Genomic DNA, 20,090 nt, shown 5'->3' with positions numbered 1-20,090 from the left:
TTTCGTCAGGCGGCGGAGCGGCGGCGGACCGCGCGGCCGAGGAGAAGCTGGGCTCCCGCCGCGAGCAGGCCGAGGCCGCCCAGCACCGGCCAGACCAGGCCCGGCGCGTCCGCCAGCAGCCGGGTGCCGACGAGGGGCGCGAGCAGCGCGCCGGCCGACCACGACAGTCCGTACAGGCCGGAGTAACGTCCCCGCAGATGGGCGGGGGCGAGCGTCGCGACGATGGCTCCCGGGATCCCGGCGGTCAGCGCCTCGCCGAGCGTCCAGACGGCCACGGTCGCCGCGTGCCCGGCCCCCGACGACACCAGGGAGGTCAGCGCGAACCCGAGCCCGACGAGCGCGAACCCGGCCGCCAGCACCCTGGACGGGTCGAACCGGGCCAGCCAGGTGGTCGTGACCGGCTGCACGACCACGATCAGCAGGCCGTTCACGGCCATCGCCATGCCGTACGCGCTGGTCGGCAGGCCCTGCCCGGTCATCGCGAGCGGCAGTGTGCTGTAGGCCTGCAGGTAGACCAGCGCGTACGCCAGGTTGGCCAGCACGAAGGCGAGCATGACCCGGTCGCGCAGCACGTCGGCGAACCGGCCGGGCGGCGTGTCTTCACGGGCCGGGCGGGTCTCGGGGATCGCTCTCCACACGAGGACGCCGAAGATCAGGCAGGTGACGGCGTCCACCCAGAACAACACCGTGAAGCCCGAGCGGGCGAGCCAGCCGCCGGCCACCATCGCCACCGCGAACCCGAGGTTGACGGCCCAGAACAGCAGCCCGAAGGCCCGGGGCCGGTCCTCCGGCGGCACCAGGTCGGCGACGATCGCCTGCGACGCCGGGCGGTAGGCGTCGACCACTATCCCCAGCACGAGCATCCCCGCGACGAGCCCCGGCACGCTCGTGGTGTAGCCGAGCGCGAGCATGGTGACGGCCGTCGCGACCATCCCGCCCGTCAGGGTGACCCGGCGCCCGAAGCGGTCGCTCAGCCATCCGGCGACCGGCTGCGCCAGCAGCGACCCCACGCCGAACATGGTCATCACCAGTCCGGCGGTGGCCAGCGGCACGCCGCGCGCCTGCGTGAGGTAGACGCCGATGAACGGCTCCACCATCGTGCCGAGACGGTTCACGAACGAGCCGCCGAACAGCACCCAGAACGGCCGGGGCAGGCCGCCGGCCCTCGACCGGAGGAACCCCGTCCCGCCTGTCCTGTCCGCCCTGCCGGAAACGGTTGTCACGCCGATCACTGTTGGACATCCGGAGTCCGCCGTGCGAATGTTTTAGGCCTGGCTGAAACATGGGGGCGCGGTGCCGGTGGAGTGGCGGTTCACGCCGGACGACGTGGCGCGGCTGCGGTTCGCCTTCTCCCCGATGTGGGAGCTCGTGGCGAGCCTCCGGGTGTTGCGGGCCCCCGCCCGCCACTCGCCGCACCTGCCGTGGCTGCGGGCCGTACAGCCGCGCCTGCGGGGGCTCGACCTCACCGACCTGTTCGCGCTGGTGCCGTTGAGCGGCTATCTGCCCGATTTCCTCACGCCGCCGCCGGACACGCCGCTGCCCGACTTCCTCGGCGAGCTGGAGCGGGTCCGCGCCACGCCTCCCGGCACGGCGTACGAGGAGGCGGCGTGGGTGCAGACGCCCGACCCCGCGGCCCTCTCGCGGTTCACGGCCGACCCCGCCGCGGGCGTACGGCGGGTGGCGGACCTGCTCGGGCGGTACTGGACGGTCGCCCTGGAGGAGTTCTGGCCGGCGGTCCGCGCGCTGCTGGAGGCGGACGTGATGTGGCGCGCCCGCAGGCTCGCAGCCGGGGGAGTGCGTGAGCTGTTCGCGGACCTGCACCCCGACGTCGCCTGGCACGGCGACCGTCTGGTGACGGCCAGGAGATGCGCCTACGACGGCGACCTCGGCGGCGACGGCCTCGTCCTGGTGCCGAGCGCCTTCTCCTCGCCGGGCGTCGCCGTCATGTACGAGCCGTACCGGCCCATGCTGTGCTACCCGGCGCGCGGGGTGGGCACGCTGTGGTCGGCCGGCGTGCCCTGCGCCCCGGAGCTGGCCGCGCTCATCGGCCGCACCCGGGCCCAGGTGCTGACCGCGCTGGCCGAGCCCGGCACGACCACCGGGCTCGCCCGGCGGCTCGGCCTCACGCCCGGCGCGGTCAGCCAGCACCTCACCGTGCTGTCCGGCGGCGGGCTCGTGACGCGGCAGCGGCTCGGCCGCGAGGTGCTCTACCGGCGGACGCCGGTCGGGGACGCGCTGACCGCCGCCCGCTGATCCGGCTCCGCCGGTCTGTGCCCGCCGGTCTGTGCCCGCCGGTCTGTGCCCGCCGGTCTGTGCCCGCCGGTCTGTGCCCGCCGGTCTGTGCCCGCCGGTCTGTGCCCGCCGTTCAGGGGCAGGCCGCCGGTTCGGCGTGGCCGTCAGGACCACGCGCCGCCGAGGGACTGCCCGGGTACGGCCGGCAGGCGGGCCGTGACGGTCGTGCCATGGCCGGGCTCGGAGGCGACGGCACAGGTGCCGCCCAGCTCGGCCGCCCGCTCCGCCATCGAGCACAGGCCGACGCCCGCCCTGCGGTTCGCCGGGAGCCCCACGCCGTCGTCGGCCACCGTCACCCGCAGCTCACCGTTCCGATGCAGGACCACCCGCACGCGCCGCGCCCGCGCGTGCTTGCGCACGTTGGTCAGCGCCTCCTGCACGATCCGGTAGGCCGCTACCTCCACGGCGGCGGGCAGCCCGGCCAGGTCGCCGGTCACCTCGACCTCGGCGGCCGACTCCGCCCCGGCCGCCAGGCCCGGCCGGGCCTCCTCGACCAGGGCCCGTACGGCTCCCGCCAGCCCGAGGTCGTCGAGCGCGGGGGGACGCAGGCCGTACACGAGCTGGCGGACGTCGGCGGTGACGGTGTCCATGCCCTCGCGCAGGTCGCGGAGCAGCGTGTCGGCGGCGTCGGGGGAGCGTTCCAGGCTGACCCGCGCCGCGTTGAGCGTCATCGCCATCGACGCCAGCGTCTGCCCGAGCCCGTCGTGCAGGTCGCGGCGCAGCCGCCGCCGCTCCTCCTCCCCGGCGGTCAGGATGCGCTCGCGGGAGCGCTGCAGCGCGGTGGTCAGGAGTACCGTGTGCGCCGCGTCCGCGACGTACGGCGCCAGCACCGCGATCACCCGCTCGTCGTGGGCGGCGGGGAACCGGCGGCGGCCCGGCGGCCCGATCAGCATGTGGCCGACCGGCTCTCCGTGCCACACCAGCGGCATCTCGCGGGCCACCGGGCCCACCCGGCCGCTGGTCGTGGTCTTCCCGTCGATCTCCACCGCGATGCCGGTGACCGACAGGCCGTCGCGGAGCACCTCCAGGGCGGCGAGCAGGGCGTGCGCGGGGTCGGCGTGCGGCAGCCGCCGCCGCAGCCCGGCGGCCAGCGCGTGCGGGTCGCCGCCCCTGCCGTACAACGCGTGGTCGGCCAGGCGCTGCAGCCCGCGGCGGATCGGATGGAAGAACGCCCCGGCGAACAGGGCCGCGGCCAGCCCGGCGAACCGGTCGACGCCGGACAGGACCAGGCTGGAGCCCGCGCCCACGAGCACGTAGACGGCGGCGACCACGCCGACCAGGCCGGCGCCGACGAGGGCGCGGCTGATCAGCGTGTCGATGCCGTAGAGGCGGTAGCGCAGCACGGCGACCGCGATCGCGGCCGGCACCAGGGGCAGCGTCAGCGTGGCCGTCCACCAGACCGGATATCCGATCACCCACGGGACGACCAGGCCGGCCATGGCGACCAGCGGCCAGAGGATCTGCCGGCGCTCTATCCCGTCGGCCCGGTGGAACCGCACGACGAGCGAGGAGAACGCCAGCGCCATGCCCACCGCGACGACCATGTGCAGGCCCTGGCGGGTCTGCGCGTAGTACGGCGCGAAGGCCGCCACCTCCAGCGCGTTGCCGCCGGTACGCACGCTCGACGGGGCGATCCACGAGCACAGCCAGTCGAGGCCGAGGGCCGTCGCGGTGATCGCCCCGGGCACGCACCAGCGCTTGGACAGGATCCGCCCGGTCGGATACAGCAACGGCAGCAGCACGCCCAGCGCGTACGTCGTGAGGTTCCACACCCCGTCGGCGAACACCCACAGCGGGTGGACCAGCGGATGCCCCCCGTTCAGGACGAGCAGGGCCGCCGTGTTGGCCGCCAGGATGTTGGCGGCTGAGCCCAGGCCGCCGAGGCACAGCAGCCAGCCGAGCAGCAGCCGGGGCCGGGAGATCACCAGCAGCGCCCCGAAGATCGGGAACGTGGTGCCGGCCACGTCCTCCGGAGCGAACGGCAGCGGGTTGTAGGGGGACGGCGGCAGTTGCGCGGTCACCCAGATGTCGCCGATCTCCAGGGCGACCGCCGCGCACGCGATGGCCACCGCGACGGCCGGGCCGTACGCCCGCACCCGGCCGGACCAGTCGAGGGCGCGCGTGTCGAGCGGCGGTCGTGCCACGGGCGGGAACTCCTTCTGGTCGTGCACCGGCATGCGGGGACCGTAGAACGCGCGGGTCGATGCTCACTGGACGACGGATCAACGCCGGATCAATGAGCAACGACTACGCGCGGGGGCGGTTGGTTCGCTCTCACACCCCCTCGTAACCCCTGTGAAACACGAACGAGGCAAACTGGTAGACACGCCGTTCTGTAACTCCGAGAGGTACGCCTTGGACCGCCAGCAGGAATTCGTCCTCCGCACGCTCGAAGAGCGAGACATCCGGTTCATCCGGCTGTGGTTCACCGACGTGCTCGGTTTCCTGAAGTCGGTGGCGATCGCGCCGGCCGAGCTGGAGGGTGCCTTCGCCGAGGGCATCGGGTTCGACGGCTCGGCGATCGAGGGCTTCTCGCGGGTCTACGAGTCGGACATGCTGGCCAAGCCCGACCCCTCGACGTTCCAGATCCTGCCGTGGCGCAGCGAGACGCCGGGCGCCGCCCGCATGTTCTGCGACATCCTGATGCCGGACGGCTCGCCGTCGCACGCCGACCCGCGTTTCGTGCTGAAGCGGACGCTGGCCAAGGCGGCCGACATGGGGTTCACCTTCTACACCCACCCCGAGGTCGAGTTCTTCCTGCTGCGCAACCGGCCGGAGAAGGGCAGCAGGCCCGAGCCGATAGACGAGGGCGGCTACTTCGACCACACCCCGCACAGCGCGGGCCACGACTTCCGCCGCAACGCGATCATGATGCTGGAGTCGATGGGCATCTCGGTGGAGTACAGCCACCACGAGGGCGCGCCGGGCCAGCAGGAGATCGACCTGCGGTACGCCGACGCGCTCACCACCGCCGACAACATCATGACGTTCCGGTTGGTGATGAAGGAGGTGGCGCTGGAGCAGGGCGTGTGGGCCTCGTTCATGCCCAAGCCGTTCACCGACTTCCCCGGCTCCGGCATGCACACGCACATGTCGCTGTTCGAGGGCGACCGCAACGCCTTCTACGAGCCCGGATCCGACTACCAGCTCTCGAAGATCGGCCGGTCGTTCATCGGCGGCCTGCTCCGGCACGCCGCGGAGATCACCGCCGTGTGCAACCAGTGGGTGAACTCCTACAAGCGGCTGTGGGGCGGCGCCGAGGCGATCGCCGGAGCCGGCGGCGAGGCCCCCGCGTACATCTGCTGGGGGCACAACAACCGCTCGGCGCTCGTGCGGGTGCCGATGTACAAGCCGCACAAGGGCGGCTCCACCCGCATCGAGTTCCGGTCGCTCGACTCCTCCTGCAACCCCTACCTCGCCTTCGCCGTCATCCTGGCGGCCGGGCTCAAGGGCATCGAGGAGGGGTACGAGATGCCGCCGGGGGCCGAGGACGACGTGTGGGCGCTCACCAGCTCGGAGCGGCGCGCGCTCGGCATCCAGCCGCTGCCCCAGTCGCTCGACGAGGCGATCGCGGCGATGGAGCACAGCGAGCTCGTCGCCGAGACCCTCGGTGAGCACGTCTTCGACTACTTCCTGCGCAACAAGCGCTCCGAGTGGCAGGAGTACCGCCGCCAGGTGACCGAGTACGAGCTCGGCCGCTACCTGCCGGTGCTGTAGCCGCCGCGCCGTCCCGGCGTCACGGCGACGTTACAGGTTGCAAATCTTCCTGACACTCCCGTCCGTTTAACTGTTTCGTATGCCGGAACAGTAAAATCGGCGCACTTGTTGCGACCCTTACGGGTGAGCCGTATCGACGTGACTCAGGGAGGACGTGGCCATATGACGGCGGCTGCGGGACTGCAGACCGTTCTGACCGTACCGAAGCGCTTCCGGGGGCCCGAGGGCACCGCCAACGGCGGATGGATCGCGGGCACCCTCGCCGGCACGCTGACGGGGGCCGGTCATGAATCTCCGGTGGAGGTCACCCTCCGCAGACCGGTCCCGCTCGAAACCGGGCTGACGCTCGAACAGGTCGGCAACGCCGTCGTCCTGAGCGTCGGCGAGAGCCATCTCGCCGAGGCCATCCCCGTCGCGGAGCCGCTGACGCCGCCGCCGTTCGTGTCGTTCACCGACGCGGCGCGGGCGGAGTCGGGCTTCCCCGGACTGCACGGCCACGCCATCGCCGGCTGCTTCGCCTGCGGCCTGCGCGAGCCGGGCGACGGCCTGCGGATCTTCCCCGGTCCGGTGGACGGCACCGACCTGGTGGCCGCCGGATGGCGGGTGCCGTTCAACGTCACCGACGAGCAGGGTGTGGTCCCCGGCTCGATCGTCTGGGCGGCGCTCGACTGCGCCACCGGGTGGGCGCACCACCGCGCGTTCACCGGCGCCGAGCCCGCCCGGCCTCCGCTCCTCGGGCGGCTCACCGGGCAGGTGTTCCGCCGGGTCTATCCGATGGGCAGGTACTCCGTCGTCGCCCGCGCGACCGGCCGCGAGGGCCGAAAGATCTTCGGCACCAGCGCGGTCTACGAGGTGGACGGCACGCTGGTGGCCGCCGCCCGGGCGACCTGGATCATCCCCAAGTGATCAGCCGGCGGTGAGGCGGGCGGCCACGAGCGCGGCGCAGCGGGGATCGAACAGGATCGTGTAGTGGTTGCAGTCGGGGACGACCTCGTCGCGCAGCCCCGGCAGCTCCGCCTTCCACCGCGCGGTGAGATCGTCGGGCTGCAGCCCGACGTCCTGGTTCAGCAGCCCTCTGGGCGCGCGGAGCAGGAGCGGCGCGGGCTCGATCGCCTTCAGCGCCGCGCCGAGCTCCGCGTGTCTCGTCAGGGGCCAGCGGCCGTCCTGCCGTACGGCCTCCTCGCGGACGCGCGACCGCACGGCGCCGTCCGGTCCGGTGGCGTCGTAGCGGACGTACTCCTCGACGACCGGGGACCAGCCGTCGGCCAGCGCGGGGTGGGCGCGGAACAGGTCGAGATACGCCTCCACGTCCGGGAAGGTCCGGGAGAGCCGGGCGATGGCGGGGCCGAGCGTCGCCGCCATCACCTCGTCGGGGTCCGCGCCCGGCGGCAGCGGCAGCGGCAGGCCGCCGTCCACCAGCACGACCCGGGCATAACGCCACCCTCCATCCCGCGCGGCCCCGGTTCGAGCGGCGGCGGTTCGAGCGGCGGCGTGCAGGGCGGCGACGTAGGCGCCCATCGAATGCCCGGTGAGCACGCTGGTGCCGTCCGCGCCGACGTGCCGGGCCACCAGTTCCAGGTCCTCCGCGTGCCGGTCCAGGCCGTACGGGCCGGGCAGGCCGGCGCTGTGGCCGCGGCCGCGCAGGTCGGCGGCGACCAGCGACCAGCCGGGCGGCAGCGCGTCGCCCACCGCCCGCCAGGCCATGAGGGAGGCGCTGATGCCGTGCGCCGCGATGATCAGGCGCGGGCCGTCGCCGAACCGGGCGATCCGCAGCCGCCCGCCGGGGACGGCGACTTCGTCGAACTTCATGGAACGGACTGTACGGAACCGCGCATGCCGCGCCTGACCCGGGCGCCGGCGGCCGGGGTGTGCGGCGGCCGGGGCGTGTCCCGGCAGGTTCGCCTCCTCGCTCGGTGGCGGACCCAGCCGGGCACAGAGCCGGTAGGGGCACCGGTCAGAGGTAGTCCCGGTACAGGTTGACCGAGGGCCACGACGTCACGGCGTTGGCCGCCTGGCGCAGGGCGGTGTCGATGGACGCGTCGAATTCGAGCTCGGTGTCGTCGTCACGCCTCCGGTTGAACAGGACGGCCCAGTTGAGGCCGTCGTGGCGGCGTACGAGCAGGGTGGTCGTGCCGGGCAGGCTGCCGTTGTGGGCGGCGTCGATGCCGCCTCCGGCGTTGCGGACGACCCAGCCGCACCCGTACCACCACCCGCCCGGCTGGACCCCGATCTCCGGCTGGGCGAACGCCTGGTCGATCGAGTCGCCTTCCAGCGTCGGGAAGGTGATTTTGTCCAGGACGGGGTCGTACCTGATCCCGCGCTGGTCGAACAGGTCGCCGAACCGAACGACGTCGACCGCGCTGCCCAGCCAGCCGCCGTGGGCGTCCATGTTCTCCAGGTTGAAGCCGCCGTCGGGGGACGGCACCAGACTGCCGGAGGAGTCGAAGACGTAGACCGCCTCCTGCTTCGATTCGTAGGAGACCTCTCCGGGGGCGGCGTATTCGGGCAGGGAGCGGCCCTGGCGCATCCTGGTGATGCCCCGGGGATTGAGGATTTTCTCCTGGACGTAGGTGGCGTACGGCATCCCCCCGGCCTTCTCGATGATCCGGCCGAGCAGCATGTAGCCGTAGTTGCTGTAGGCATACCTGGCCCCGGGGTCGAAGTCCAGCCGTACGCCGGTCGTGCGCCGCATGATGTTGGACCGGCTGATCGGGAGCGGCACGCCGAGCTCGCTCGAGATGACGGAATCGAGGAACATGGGGTCCGGCGTGAGGGCTCTGTCCCAGCCGCCCAGGTGCTGGAGGAGCCTGCGCACGGTCACGTTCGCCAGCCGGGCGTCGGCGGTCTTGCCTGGCGGCGGTGTCAGCGTGAGCCGGTCGGTCAGCTTGTCGTCGAGGCTGAGCTTTCCGGCCTGCACCAGCTTGAGCACGGCCGCCGCGGTGATCGGCTTGCTGACGCTGGCGAGCCGGAACAGCGCGGTCGGTTCGACCGTGAAATGCAGGTTGCGCGAGAAGCTGTATCCGCGGGCCAGCACCAGCTTGCCGTTGCGGCTGACGGCCAGGGAACCGGCGGAGATGTTCCGGTCCTGCATGAACCTGCTCATGGCCTGGTTGAAGGCGTCCAGCCCGGGATCGGTCGAGCCGGTCACCTTGAAGACGGGCCTGGGGAACTCGGGCTCGAAGGTGTCGGCGTGCGCCGTCCCCCGAGTCCCGGGCAGGAGGACGCCTCCGGCCACTCCGAGCCCGGCCAGCCCCGCCACCCGGCCGAAGTCGCGCCGGGTCAGTCTCTTCCGCCTCATCGGATCTCCGTCACCGGAGGGTCCGATCGCTCCTCCGCGGCCGATCACGCCTCGATCGCGATCTCGTTGTGGTTCACGCCGATGGGCACGACCGGCGGGAAGGGCGCCTGGTTCTGTCCCGGCTGAGGGACCTTGACATCGTCGTTCTCGGACACTTCTGCCTCATCTCGGACGGCTCGGGGTCTGCACGCATCAGCGTCGGGGCCCTCCGGCACGTACGGATAGAGCAGTCACTACTCATCTTGGGACCGGCCGTTACTCCCGCGCCCGCGGTCGTGCGGCCGGGCGACGACCCCGCCGTGGTCGTCCGGGTGCGGCGGCTGTGCGCGTGCGACCCAGGTATCGCCTGTCCTGTCATGCGTCTTTAAGCTGCGCGCTATGGATGAACGTCTGCTCGTCATCGAGCACGAGGCCGAGGCCGGTCTGGGCTACTTCGCCGGCTGGCTGGAGGCCGCCGGCGTCGGCGTCGAGGTCGTCCGGCCGTACAAGGGAGAGGCGGTGCCCGCGACCGCGGGCGGCGGGCTGCTCGTCCTCGGCGGCGCCGCCGCCGCGTGGGACGACGAGGGGTATCCGTGGCTGCCCGCCACCAGGGACCTGCTCGCGCGCGCGGTGGACGGCGGCGTCCCGGTTCTCGGCATCTGCCTCGGCGCCCAGCTCATGACCCTGGCCTGCGGCGGGACCGTCGAGCGCGGCGACGCGGGCCCGGAGATCGGCCTCTGCGAGATCGAACCGCTGCCCGAGGCGGCGGACGACCCGCTCCTGTCCGCGCCGACCGGCGGGACGGTACCCCTGCGATCTGAGCCCCTGCGATCTGAGCACCTGCGGTCGGCGCCTCTGCGGACGGTGCAGTACCACTACGACGCGATGACCACCCTGCCGCCCGGCGCGGTGCGCCTCGCGACCGGCGTGCGGTACGCCAACCAGGCCTACCGGCTCGGCGACCATGCCTGGGCGGTGCAGTTCCACCCCGAGGCCACGCCCGAGATCTTCGCCTCCTGGGCCGGGAGCGGCGAGCTCGCGCCCGAGGCGGCGGCGGAGCTGACCATGCAGGTCACGGCGGCCGGGCGGGAGCTCGAACAGACCTGGAGGCCGCTGGCCGAGGCGTTCGCGGCCCAGGTGACACGGCTCTGACCTGCCGTCCCGCCGCGCGGGAGGCATGGGAAAGGGACGCGGGCAAACCGCGTGATGCGCCGATTACGCAGAGAAACCGCTAAGGACGCCGCACAACCCACCGGGTTACCGTGTGCGCGAGCCCGGCACGCGCCGAGCTGCGACATCAGTGGACGCCGGGAGGCGTCCGTTCGGGAATCGGGTCCCGAGGGGGGACCGATCTCTGCGAGGAGGCGTCCATCCCTGTGTACGGTTACTGGGAAGGCATGTCTCGGGGGACCGACGTGATCGACGTCGGGGTGGAGGAAGGAACGGTGAACGCGGCGCCGCGGATACAGACGACGGCTGGGCGCCTGGCCGCACTGGGATTCGCCGACGGCGCGCGGGCCGAACGGTTGCTGGACGACCTCGGCCCCGAGGCGGTCGGCGACTTCGCGCTGCTCGACGACCTGGTCAGGGCGGCCGACCCCGATCTCGCGCTCACCACGTTGAGCCGCCTGGTCGAGCGGGATCCGAGCGTGCTCGGCACGTTCCGCGCCGATCCCGCGCTGCGCCGCAGGCTGCTCGGTGTGTTCGGGATCAGCGCGGCGCTCGGCGAGCACGTCGTACGGCACCCGGACTGCCTGACGGTGGCCGGGTCGCCGCAGTGGCCCGGCGCCCGTGAGCTGTGCGAGGAGTTGCTGCTGGCGGTCGGGGCGGACCCGGACGCCGCCGAGCCGGTGGCCGGCGGGGCCACGGCGGGCGCGGCCGAACCGGGCGTGGCCGCCCAGGCGATGGACGCGCTGCGCGTCGCCCACCGGACCAGGCTGCTCGACCTGGCCGCGCGGGACGTGACCGGCGAGTGCACGCTCGCGGAGACCGCCGCCGCGCTGGCCGACCTGGCCGCCGCAGCGCTCGACGCGGCCCTCGCCATCGCCAGGGCGGAGGTGGCGGACGCCGGCGACGTGCGGCTCGCCGTCATCGGCATGGGCAAGTGCGGGGCGCGCGAGCTGAACTACATCTCCGACGTCGACGTCGTCTTCGTGGCCGAGCCGAAGGAGGGCGTCGACGAGACCAAGGCGCTGCAGATCGCGACGCGGCTCGCGCAGGGCATGATGCGGGCCTGCTCGGCGAGCACCCGCGAGGGCGCGCTGTGGGAGGTGGACGCCAACCTGCGTCCCGAGGGCAAGATGGGCCCGCTCGTCCGCAGCATGGAAAGCCACCTGGCCTACTATCGCCGCTGGGCCAAGACCTGGGAGTTCCAGGCGCTGCTGAAGGCCCGGCCGGTCGCCGGCGACCTGGACCTCGGCCAGGAGTACGTCGCCGCGGTCAACGACCTGGTGTGGCAGGCCGCGGCGCGGCCCAACTTCGTCGAGGACGTGCAGTCCATGCGCCGCCGGGTCGAGGCGCACGTGCCGGTGAGCGAGGCCGACCGGCAGATCAAACTGGGGCCCGGCGGGCTGCGGGACATCGAGTTCGCCGTCCAGCTCCTGCAACTCGTGCACGGCCGCTCCGACCCGCTGCTGCGCCGCAGGGCGACGCTGTCGGCCCTCGCCGCCCTGTCGCGGGGCGGCTACGTCGGGCGGGACGACGCCAAGGCCCTCGCCGAGGCGTACACCTTCCTGCGGCAGGTCGAGCACATGCTCCAGCTGCACCGGCTGCGCCGCACGCACGTGGTGCCGTCGGACACCGCCGACCTGCGGCGGATCGGCCGCGGGCTCGGCATGATCACCGACCCGGTGGGAGAGTTCACCACCACCTGGAAGCGGCACGCGCTGGAGGTGCGGAGGCTGCACGAGAAGCTGTTCTACCGGCCGCTGCTGCAGGCCGTCGCCCGCCTGCCGGAGACCGAGACCCGCCTGTCCGCGGCCGCCGCCACCGCGCGGCTCCAGGCGCTCGGGTACGCCGACCCCGAGGGCGCTTTACGGCACATCGCCGCTCTCACCAGCGGCGTCTCCCGCCGCGCGGCCATCCAGCGCACGCTGCTGCCGGTCATGCTCGGCTGGTTCGCCAACGCCCCCGACCCGGACGCCGGCCTGCTCGGGTTCCGCCAGGTGAGCGACAAGCTCGGCAGCACGCCGTGGTATCTGCGCCTGCTGCGGGACGAGACCGCCGTGGCCGAGCGCCTCGCCCACCTGCTCGGCACCAGCAAGTACGTGACCGGCCTGCTGCTGCACGCCCCGGACGCGGTCGGCATGCTGGGCTCGCCCGCCGAGCTCGCCGTCCGGCCGGCCGCGACGCTGGCCGGCGAGGCGGCCGCGGCGGTGGGCCGCTACGCGGAGGACGCCGAGACCGCCGTCGCCGCCGCCCGCGCGCTGCGCCGCCGGGAACTGCTCCGTACGGCCTGCGCCGACCTGTCCGGCCTGATCGACATCGAGGAGGTCGGCCAGGCGCTCTCGTCGCTCAACGACGTGACGATCCAGGCGGCGCTGACCGCGGCGATCAACAAGGTCACGCTGGAGCGGCGCGAGCCGTTCCCGACCCGCGTCGCCGTGATCGCCATGGGCCGCCTCGGCGGCCTGGAGAGCTCCTACGCCAGCGACGCCGACGTGATGTTCGTGCACGCGCCGCTGCCCGGCGTGGCCGAGCGGGACGCCACCGACGCGGCCCACGCGGTGGCCGAGGAGACGCGCAGGCTGCTCGCGCGGCCCGCCCCCGACCCGCCGCTGCAGATCGATGCCGGGCTGCGGCCGGAGGGACGGCAGGGGCCGCTCGTCCGCACGATCGCCTCCTACAAGGCCTACTACGACCGCTGGGCCTCGCACTGGGAGGCGCAGGCGCTGCTGCGCGCCCGGTTCTGCGCGGGTGACGCCGACCTCGGCCGGGAGTTCACGGCCCTCGTCGATCCGATGCGCTACCCGGAGGGCGGCATATCGGTCGACGCCGTACGGGAGATCCGCAAGCTCAAGGCCAGGATGGAGGCCGAACGCCTGCCGCGCGGCGCCGATCCGGCCCTGCACACCAAGCTCGGCAGGGGCGGGCTGACCGACGTGGAGTGGGTGGCCCAGCTCATCCAGTTGCGGCACGCGGGCGCCGTACCGGCGCTGCGCACCACCCGCACGCTGGACGCGCTGCGCGCCGCGGCGGCGGAGGGCCTGCTGGACCCGGCCGACGAGGCGGTGCTCGCGGAGGCGTGGCTGTTCGCCTCGCGCATCCGCGACGCGCTGATGCTGGTGCGCGGCCGGGCCGCCGACAGCATCCCTACCCTGGTCAAGGAGCGGCTGCTGCTCGCGCGGGCCCTCGGCTACCCGCCGGAGGGCACCGAGGACTTCGTGGAGGACTACCGGCGCGCCACCCGGCGGGCCAGGACCGTCGTGGAGCGAGTCTTCTACGAGGGCTGACCCCTCGCTGCTGACTGACCCCCGCCGCCCGGCTGGTCCCCCGTCTCCCGGGACCCGCCGGGCGCGGTCGCGGTCGCCCTTGTCCAGATCCCTGGCGACTCTCCGGGTCCTTCTCGGCCCGCTCTCCCGCCGGGCCGGCGTGCGCGGCCCGGCTTCGGCGGTCCGGCATGCCGTGGCACCGCACGACCGCGGCTTCGTTTCAGGTTTCTTTCATACCGGAGTCCCCGGCTGGGAGCCTCGATGAGTACGACTCATCGCCTGCCAGTGGTGGACCGAGAGGGACGAACGCTGAGGTGGATCGCGATATTGGTGGAGGTAGAGCGCGTCCGGACGGCGCGCCTCGGCGCGCGGTGCCGAAAATAGGCATGCACAAGCGCCTTGACTGACTTCGCTGATCACACGGTAATTAGTACTCAAGCCACTGGGCCCCCGGTGGCCCGGCCAGGACGGCGACCGCGGGCGGAGGCTTCGCGCGCACTCGCCTGGCTGGCCTGTCCGGCGTCCTCGGCCCATCACGAGACGCGTCGAGCACTCCCTGGAGAACACGTGAACCATCGTGACAAGCCGCGCCGACACGGCTTCTCCCCTCGGGCAGCGGTGCTGAGACCGCTCGTGACGGGGATCGCCGCGGCGGCTGCGGCGACCGCCGTCGCCGCAGCCGCCCCGGCGATCCCGGCTCTCGCCGCCACGACGACCCTGTACGTGTCGCCCTCCGGAACCGGCAGCGCCTGCTCCTCCGCCGAGCCGTGCTCCCTGGACGCGGCGCAGACGGCGGTCCGGTCGCAGAACGGCTCCATGTCCGGCGACATCGTCGTGCAGCTCGCCGACGGCGTGTACCGGCGCACCTCGCCGCTCAGGTTCACCGCCGCCGACTCCGGAAGCAACGGCTACCGGGTCGTCTGGCAGGCGGAGCCGGGGGCGCGCCCGGTCATCAGCGGCGCCAGGCAGGTCACCGGATGGACCGTCGCCGACTCCGGGAAGAACATCTGGAAGGCGAGCGTCGGCACCGGGATCGACACCCGGCAGCTGTACGTCGACGGCCGCATGGCCACCCGGGCCCGTACCACGGTGAACCGGGCCGACTTCACCGCCACCGGCACCGGCCTGCGGTTCAGCAACAGCGCGCTGAGCTACCTGAACAACCTGGCCGGCCAGAGCCGGATCGAGCTCCAGGGCATCGGCTCGTTCACCGACCGGTACGTGCCCGTGCAGAGCATCTCCGGCAACTTCATCACGATGAAGCAGCCGGCCTGGAACAACAACACCTTCGGGTACGACACCATCGTCAACCCCTACCGCAAGGGACCGATGTACCTGGAGAACGCGTACGAGTTCCTGGACTCGCCCGGCGAGTGGTACCTGAACACCGGCACGGGGGTGCTGTACTACATCCCGCCGTCCGGGAAGAACATGAGCACCGCGGACGTGGAGCTTCCCCTCCTGCAGTCGCTGGTGCAGCTCGGCGGCACCTACGCCGCGCCCGCGCACCACATCACCTTCTCCGGCATCACGTTCGCCGGGACGAGCTGGCTGGGGCCCAGCAGCAACCAGGGGTACGCCGACCAGCAGACGGGGGCGTACATCTCGGGCGACTGGAACTGGCCGAGCAACGCGCTGTCGTCCTGCCAGTATGGGTGCACCCAGTTCGAGTCGGTGCGTCCGCACTGGAACCAGATGCCCGCGGCCGTCCAGGTGTCGGCGGCCAACACGATCAGCTTCGTCCGCGACCGGTTCCTGAACCTGGGCCAGACGGCGCTGGGCATCGGCAACGACGCCAACGCCCACGCGTCCGGCGTGGGCCTGGGGGCAAGCTCGATCACGGTGACGGGCAACGTGTTCGCGTACAGCGCGGCGGGTGCGGTGGTCGCGGGCGGCGTGCAGGCCGACGCGCACCATCCGAGCGACTCCCGGATGGTCAACCGCGACCTCAGCTTCACCAACAACCTGGTGCACGACATCGGCGTGGACTACCGGGGCATCACCTCGTTCCTGCCCACCTATGTGACCAACGCCACGATCTCGCACAACGAGATCTACAACATGCCGTACCTGGGGGTCGCCTTCGGGTATGGATGGGGCTCCAACGATGCGGGCGGCAGCTCCGACTACACCAACCGGGGCCTGTACAACTACCAGCCGCGGTACTCGACGGCGACCACCGCGTCGAACAACAAGATCACGCAGAACTACGTGCACGACGTCATGCAGCAGATGAACGACGGGGCGTGCGTCTACACGCTGTCGGCCAACCCCGGCGGTCAGATCAGCGGCAACTACTGCCTGAGGGCGGGCACGGGCCAGTTCGGCCTGTACTTCGACGAGGGATCCCGCTCCATCACGGCGACGAACAACGTCTTCGACGGCAGCTGGTGGATGTTCGCCCACGGCAACTACCAGGGCGGCAACAACACCGGAGCCCTGACGGTCACCAACAACTGGGCGTCCAGCAGCTCCACCGACGTGACGAACGGCGACCGCGGCAACACCGTCTACGGCAACACCACGGTCACCAACGGCAACTGGCCGACCGGCGCGCGGTCCGTCATGTCCGCCGCCGGGCTTGAGGCGGCCTACCAGGACATCAAGAACGAGACCGTTCCGTCGCCGTCGCCGTCGCCGTCGCCGTCGCCGTCACCGTCGCCGTCGGCCTCTCCCTCGTCCTCGCCGAGTCAGTCTCCGAGTCCGTCTCCGAGTCAGTCTCCGAGTGAGTCGCCGAGCCAGTCTCCCAGCCAATCTCCGAGCCAGTCGCCTGGCGGCAGGGGGTGCGCCGCCGCCTACCGGGTCGTCAACGAGTGGCCCGGCGGATTCCAGGGCGAGGTAACGGTGCGGAACACCGGCGCCGCCGCCACCACCTCGTGGTCGGTGAGCTGGACGTTCCCCAGCGGCCAGACCATCACCCAGGTCTGGAACGGCACCCTGTCCCAGAGCGGGTCCGCGGTCTCGGTGAGCAACGTCTCCTACAACGGCGCCCTCGGAGCCGGAGCCTCGACCACGTTCGGCTTCACCGGCTCCTCCAGCGGGAGCAACGGCGCTCCGGCATCCCTGACCTGCACCGCCTCCTGATCTCACAGTCCGCGCCGGCGCCTGGGCAATCCGCTCCTCGGCGCCGGCGCGGCCGTCTCCGGGGGCGCGTATCTGGGCGTACGGCCGCAGGCGTGCGACCTGACGGACGGATCACGGCGGGCGTGTGCGGTCCGCGGGGATCACAGGGGGCGGGGGTACCGCCACGGCTACGGGCACCTCGACGGCTACGAGCCCGCGGTAGGGGATTACCGCCCTCAGGCGATGCTTGCGGCGATATGACCCATATGTGTGCGCATCGGAGCGTTGCCATCGCAGCCCGTGACGGTGTATCAACGGGGACGGGTGATCTCTTTGATCTCGTATTACGCCGATCTCGCCATCGGGCTGATCCTGGCCTTCCTGCTGCTGTCGCTTCTCGTCAGCGGCATCAACGAGGGCATCGTCAGGCTGCTCGGCATTCGCAGCAAGTTCCTGTGGGCCTACCTCCGCGACACGCTCGACGGCGCGGAGACGGCCGACGGGACCTCCCGGCTCGACCGGATCGTGGACCTCCTGAAGAGGCTCGTGCGCCGGATCAGCACGCCGCTCACGGCGGCGCCGTCGCCAGGGGAGGGGCGCTCGCGCCTGCCGGCGACCGTGCTGGGGGTGTTCGCGCGGCTGCCGTTCGGCCGGGACCCGCGGCCCGCCTTCAGCCAGGAGCCGCCGCCCGCGCAGAGCCCGCCGCTCGCCCCCGCGACCGGGACGGTCGCCGCCGAGCAGATGATGGCCGCGGAGCAGGCGGCCGCCGACCAGACGGTCGTACAGCAGGCCACCACCGGGCCGTCGGACGGCGGCCCGGCGGCGGGCGGCACTGCTGGTGGCGCTGCGGGCTCTGCGGGTGCGACGGTGGACCCCGCGCACTCCGCCGAGCAGGCCGATCCCCTGGAGCGGGCCGTACTCACCCTGGACGCGAGTGAGGCGGCCGCGGGCGTGGCGGACGGGGCCGCCGTCGGCGGGATGGTCGATGCGGCGGCGGACGGCGCGGCGGGGGTCGGGGTCGCGTTGCCCGGCGAGGGCAAGTCGATGGCCGAACTGCTCCACGAGCGCCTGCAGGAGATCGATCACGCCAAGCGCGGCCGGACGAGCATCGCCGACATCCCTCCGGCGCGCTTCGCCGTCGCCGTCCTGGAGATCGCCACCGAGCACGGCGGCGTCGAGGCCCTCATGCGCGACCTCGACGCGCTCAACAGCCCGCTCTCCCGGCCGCTCAAGGCGGTGTGGAACAGAGCCAGCCACGATCTGGAGGCGTTCCGGCGCGGGGTGGAGGACTGGTTCGACGGGGAGATGGAGCGGCTCACCTTGCTCTACCGCCGCTACGTGCGCTGGGTCATCGCCGCGCTCGGCCTCCTCGTCACGCTGCTGTTCGGCCTGGACTCCCTGGAGTACGGCAAGACGCTGCTGCAGGACAACGCCTACCGCAGCGAGGTGACCGCCTTCGCCCAGTCGGGCCCGGAGGCACTGGAGCCGCTGCGTGAGAGGTGCGCGCCCGCCCAGGACACCTACGCGTGCGTGACCGACGTGCTGAGCACCCCGGCGTTCGTCAAGATCTTCACGCACGCCCCGGTCAGCGTCAGCATGGACGCCGGCGGCCCGGCCTGGGAGTGGCACGGCGAGGACTGGTGGCGGCGTCTCACGACCCCGGGCCACTGGCCGGGCCTGCTGCTCACCCTCGTCGCCGTGCTGTTCGGCGCGCCGTTCTGGTGGGACATCCTGCGCCGCGTCAGCGGCATGCGCAGCCGATCCCAGGGCTCGTCCGGCTGATCCTCACCGACCGCCGGCCAGGGGACGGCGAGCACCCGGCTCATCTGGCTGGTCCGCGTGGAGGACGGCCTGCTCGCCGAGATGTGGACCTACCGCGACACGAGCGTCGTTTCGTGAGGAGTTGACCTGGAGCGGGCTCCAGGTGATGGAATGCCGGATCGGGCGCGAACACGCTCGCGACGCATCGATCACCATGGGGGCACGGATGACGGACTCTCCTGTCGCTTTGATCACCGGGGGCGGTAGCGGCATCGGGGCGGCGACCGCCCGGCGCCTGCTCGACCGGGGGCACCGAGTGAGCGTCACCGGCCGCGACGAGGGCCGTCTGAGGCGTTTCGCCGAGTCGATCGGCGACCCCGGCCGCCTGCTGACGATCCCGGCCGACGCGTCCGACCACGACGCGGTCCTGTCCGCCGTCGAGACGACGGTGAAGGAGTTCGGGCGCCTGGACACCGCCATCGCCAACGCGGGCTTCGCCACCCACGACACCCTGGCCGACGGAGACCCGGCCGGGTGGCGGGAGATGGTGCTGACCAACGTGCTCGGGCCCGCCCTGCTGATCAGGGCCGCGCTGCCCGAACTGAAGCGGTCGAAGGGCCGGATCGTCCTCGTCGGCAGCGTCGCGGGGTTCGTCAACACCCCGGGCAACATCTACGGCGCGACCAAGTGGGCGGTGACAGGCCTGGCCGAGAACACCCGGCGCATGGTGACCGCCGACGGTGTGGGCGTCACCCTGATCGCTCCGGGCCGCGTGGAGACCCCGTTCTGGGATGGGCTGGGCGCTCTGCCCGAGGGGAGTCTCCTCACCGCCGACCAGATCGCCGACGCCATCGTGTGGGCCGTCGCGCAGCCGGGCGGCGTCGACGTCAACACGGTCGTCGTGCGGCCCATCGGCCAGCCCACCTGACCGGCACGGCGGCGCCGGTTCAGTCGTAGTCGATGCACACGGCATACCACCTGTCGGTCAGGCGGTCGACAGTGGAGAAGTCGAGAAGTCCGGCGGCTCCCTGCGGGACATAGGCGAATCCGCACTCCTCCAGGAAGCCGCCGGAATCGGCCGTCACCAGCTCGGTCACGCCGTCCTGCCGCAGGAATCGGCTCACGGTGAACAGCCCGACGTGATCGCGCGTGCTCTCCCAGCGCTTCTCGCCGGGCACGGACTCGACGTATCTCGTGAGGGCGGGTTCGGAGACCAGGAAGGCCGCCTTCATCGGTACGTCGAGGGCCACCAGCGCGAAGGTGACAAGGGCGGCGAGGGGCGGCGCCAGGACCCAGGGGGTCCGCCGGTAGCCCCGGAACAGGAGAGCCCCGAGCCATAGCAGCCCGGACAGCAGCCAGGCGGGTATCGCGGCCAGGACCAGCGGAAAGCTGCCGCCGGGGGGCGTCGCGGCCATCAGGGTCACGATCGCGGTGGTGATCACCGGAATGGTGAGCGCCGCGAGCAGCCATCGGCTCCAGCGCGTACGGTCGCCGCCCGTTTCCGTGTCCTGCCGCACCGTCGCCCGCACGTCGTCCTTTCTCAGCGGCCC

The 20,090-nt window shown here is 72.4% G+C and carries 13 protein-coding genes; 8 read left to right on the top strand and 5 right to left on the bottom strand.

Annotated features, from left to right (window positions below; all coding sequences use genetic code 11):
* Positions 1 to 5: 5 nt before the first annotated feature.
* Positions 6 to 1,223, bottom strand: a complete 1,218-nt coding sequence (locus HHX40_RS01950; protein WP_182879178.1) for an MDR family MFS transporter — start codon at positions 1,221 to 1,223, stop codon at positions 6 to 8.
* A gap of 70 nt (positions 1,224 to 1,293) precedes the next feature.
* On the opposite strand from HHX40_RS01950, the gene HHX40_RS01945 reads away from it, so the two are divergent.
* Positions 1,294 to 2,253: an ArsR/SmtB family transcription factor gene (locus HHX40_RS01945; protein WP_310737900.1), complete on the top strand. Its 960-nt coding sequence runs from the start codon at positions 1,294 to 1,296 to the stop codon at positions 2,251 to 2,253.
* A 143-nt stretch (positions 2,254 to 2,396) separates the two neighbouring features.
* Here HHX40_RS01945 and HHX40_RS01940 read toward each other — a convergent pair whose 3' ends face one another.
* Positions 2,397 to 4,469 carry a sensor histidine kinase gene (locus tag HHX40_RS01940; protein WP_182879177.1) on the bottom strand — a complete coding sequence of 691 codons (2,073 nt, stop codon included), beginning with the start codon at positions 4,467 to 4,469 and terminating at the stop codon, positions 2,397 to 2,399.
* A gap of 178 nt (positions 4,470 to 4,647) precedes the next feature.
* Between HHX40_RS01940 and glnA the strand changes: the two genes are divergently transcribed.
* Both glnA and HHX40_RS01930 read left to right on the top strand, forming a co-directional pair.
* Positions 4,648 to 6,009, top strand: coding sequence for a type I glutamate--ammonia ligase (gene glnA / locus HHX40_RS01935; RefSeq protein ID WP_138461265.1), 1,362 nt, complete (start codon positions 4,648 to 4,650; stop codon positions 6,007 to 6,009).
* Positions 6,010 to 6,171: 162 nt separating this feature from the next.
* Positions 6,172 to 6,915 (top strand): hotdog fold domain-containing protein, encoded by a 744-nt coding sequence (locus tag HHX40_RS01930; RefSeq protein ID WP_182879176.1) that lies wholly within the window; start codon positions 6,172 to 6,174, stop codon positions 6,913 to 6,915.
* On the opposite strand, the gene HHX40_RS01925 is transcribed toward HHX40_RS01930, so the two are convergent.
* Both HHX40_RS01925 and HHX40_RS01920 read right to left on the bottom strand, forming a co-directional pair.
* Positions 6,916 to 7,818, bottom strand: coding sequence for an alpha/beta hydrolase (locus HHX40_RS01925; RefSeq protein WP_182879175.1), 903 nt, complete (start codon positions 7,816 to 7,818; stop codon positions 6,916 to 6,918).
* Between the two features lie 145 nt (positions 7,819 to 7,963).
* Positions 7,964 to 9,307: a serine hydrolase domain-containing protein gene (locus tag HHX40_RS01920; RefSeq protein ID WP_182879174.1), complete on the bottom strand. Its 1,344-nt coding sequence runs from the start codon at positions 9,305 to 9,307 to the stop codon at positions 7,964 to 7,966.
* A gap of 378 nt (positions 9,308 to 9,685) precedes the next feature.
* On the opposite strand from HHX40_RS01920, the gene HHX40_RS01915 reads away from it, so the two are divergent.
* The 5 genes from HHX40_RS01915 to HHX40_RS01895 all read left to right on the top strand — a co-directional run bounded on the left by HHX40_RS01915 (position 9,686) and on the right by HHX40_RS01895 (position 19,468).
* The gene (locus tag HHX40_RS01915) at positions 9,686 to 10,438 is read left to right on the top strand and encodes a type 1 glutamine amidotransferase (protein WP_182879173.1); all 753 of its coding nucleotides are present in this window, start codon (positions 9,686 to 9,688) and stop codon (positions 10,436 to 10,438) included.
* A gap of 245 nt (positions 10,439 to 10,683) precedes the next feature.
* Positions 10,684 to 13,737: a bifunctional [glutamine synthetase] adenylyltransferase/[glutamine synthetase]-adenylyl-L-tyrosine phosphorylase gene (locus tag HHX40_RS01910; RefSeq protein ID WP_182879172.1), complete on the top strand. Its 3,054-nt coding sequence runs from the start codon at positions 10,684 to 10,686 to the stop codon at positions 13,735 to 13,737.
* Positions 13,738 to 14,334: 597 nt separating this feature from the next.
* Positions 14,335 to 16,800, top strand: a complete 2,466-nt coding sequence (locus tag HHX40_RS36165) for a cellulose binding domain-containing protein (RefSeq protein ID WP_182879171.1) — start codon at positions 14,335 to 14,337, stop codon at positions 16,798 to 16,800.
* A gap of 312 nt (positions 16,801 to 17,112) precedes the next feature.
* The gene (locus HHX40_RS01900; protein WP_182879170.1) at positions 17,113 to 18,561 is read left to right on the top strand and encodes a hypothetical protein; all 1,449 of its coding nucleotides are present in this window, start codon (positions 17,113 to 17,115) and stop codon (positions 18,559 to 18,561) included.
* Between the two features lie 205 nt (positions 18,562 to 18,766).
* Complete coding sequence (locus HHX40_RS01895) at positions 18,767 to 19,468, top strand: SDR family oxidoreductase (RefSeq protein WP_182879169.1); 702 nt, start codon at positions 18,767 to 18,769, stop codon at positions 19,466 to 19,468.
* A 19-nt stretch (positions 19,469 to 19,487) separates the two neighbouring features.
* On the opposite strand, the gene HHX40_RS01890 is transcribed toward HHX40_RS01895, so the two are convergent.
* Positions 19,488 to 20,069 (bottom strand): hypothetical protein, encoded by a 582-nt coding sequence (locus tag HHX40_RS01890; RefSeq protein WP_182879168.1) that lies wholly within the window; start codon positions 20,067 to 20,069, stop codon positions 19,488 to 19,490.
* Between the last annotated feature and the right edge of the window lie 21 nt (positions 20,070 to 20,090).

Source organism: Microbispora sp. H10949 (assembly GCF_014161435.1).
In the GTDB taxonomy this organism is placed as follows: domain Bacteria; phylum Actinomycetota; class Actinomycetes; order Streptosporangiales; family Streptosporangiaceae; genus Microbispora; species Microbispora triticiradicis.
The sequence above is the reverse complement of the archived record's forward strand: the minus strand, read 5'-3'. Positions and strand labels throughout refer to the sequence as shown.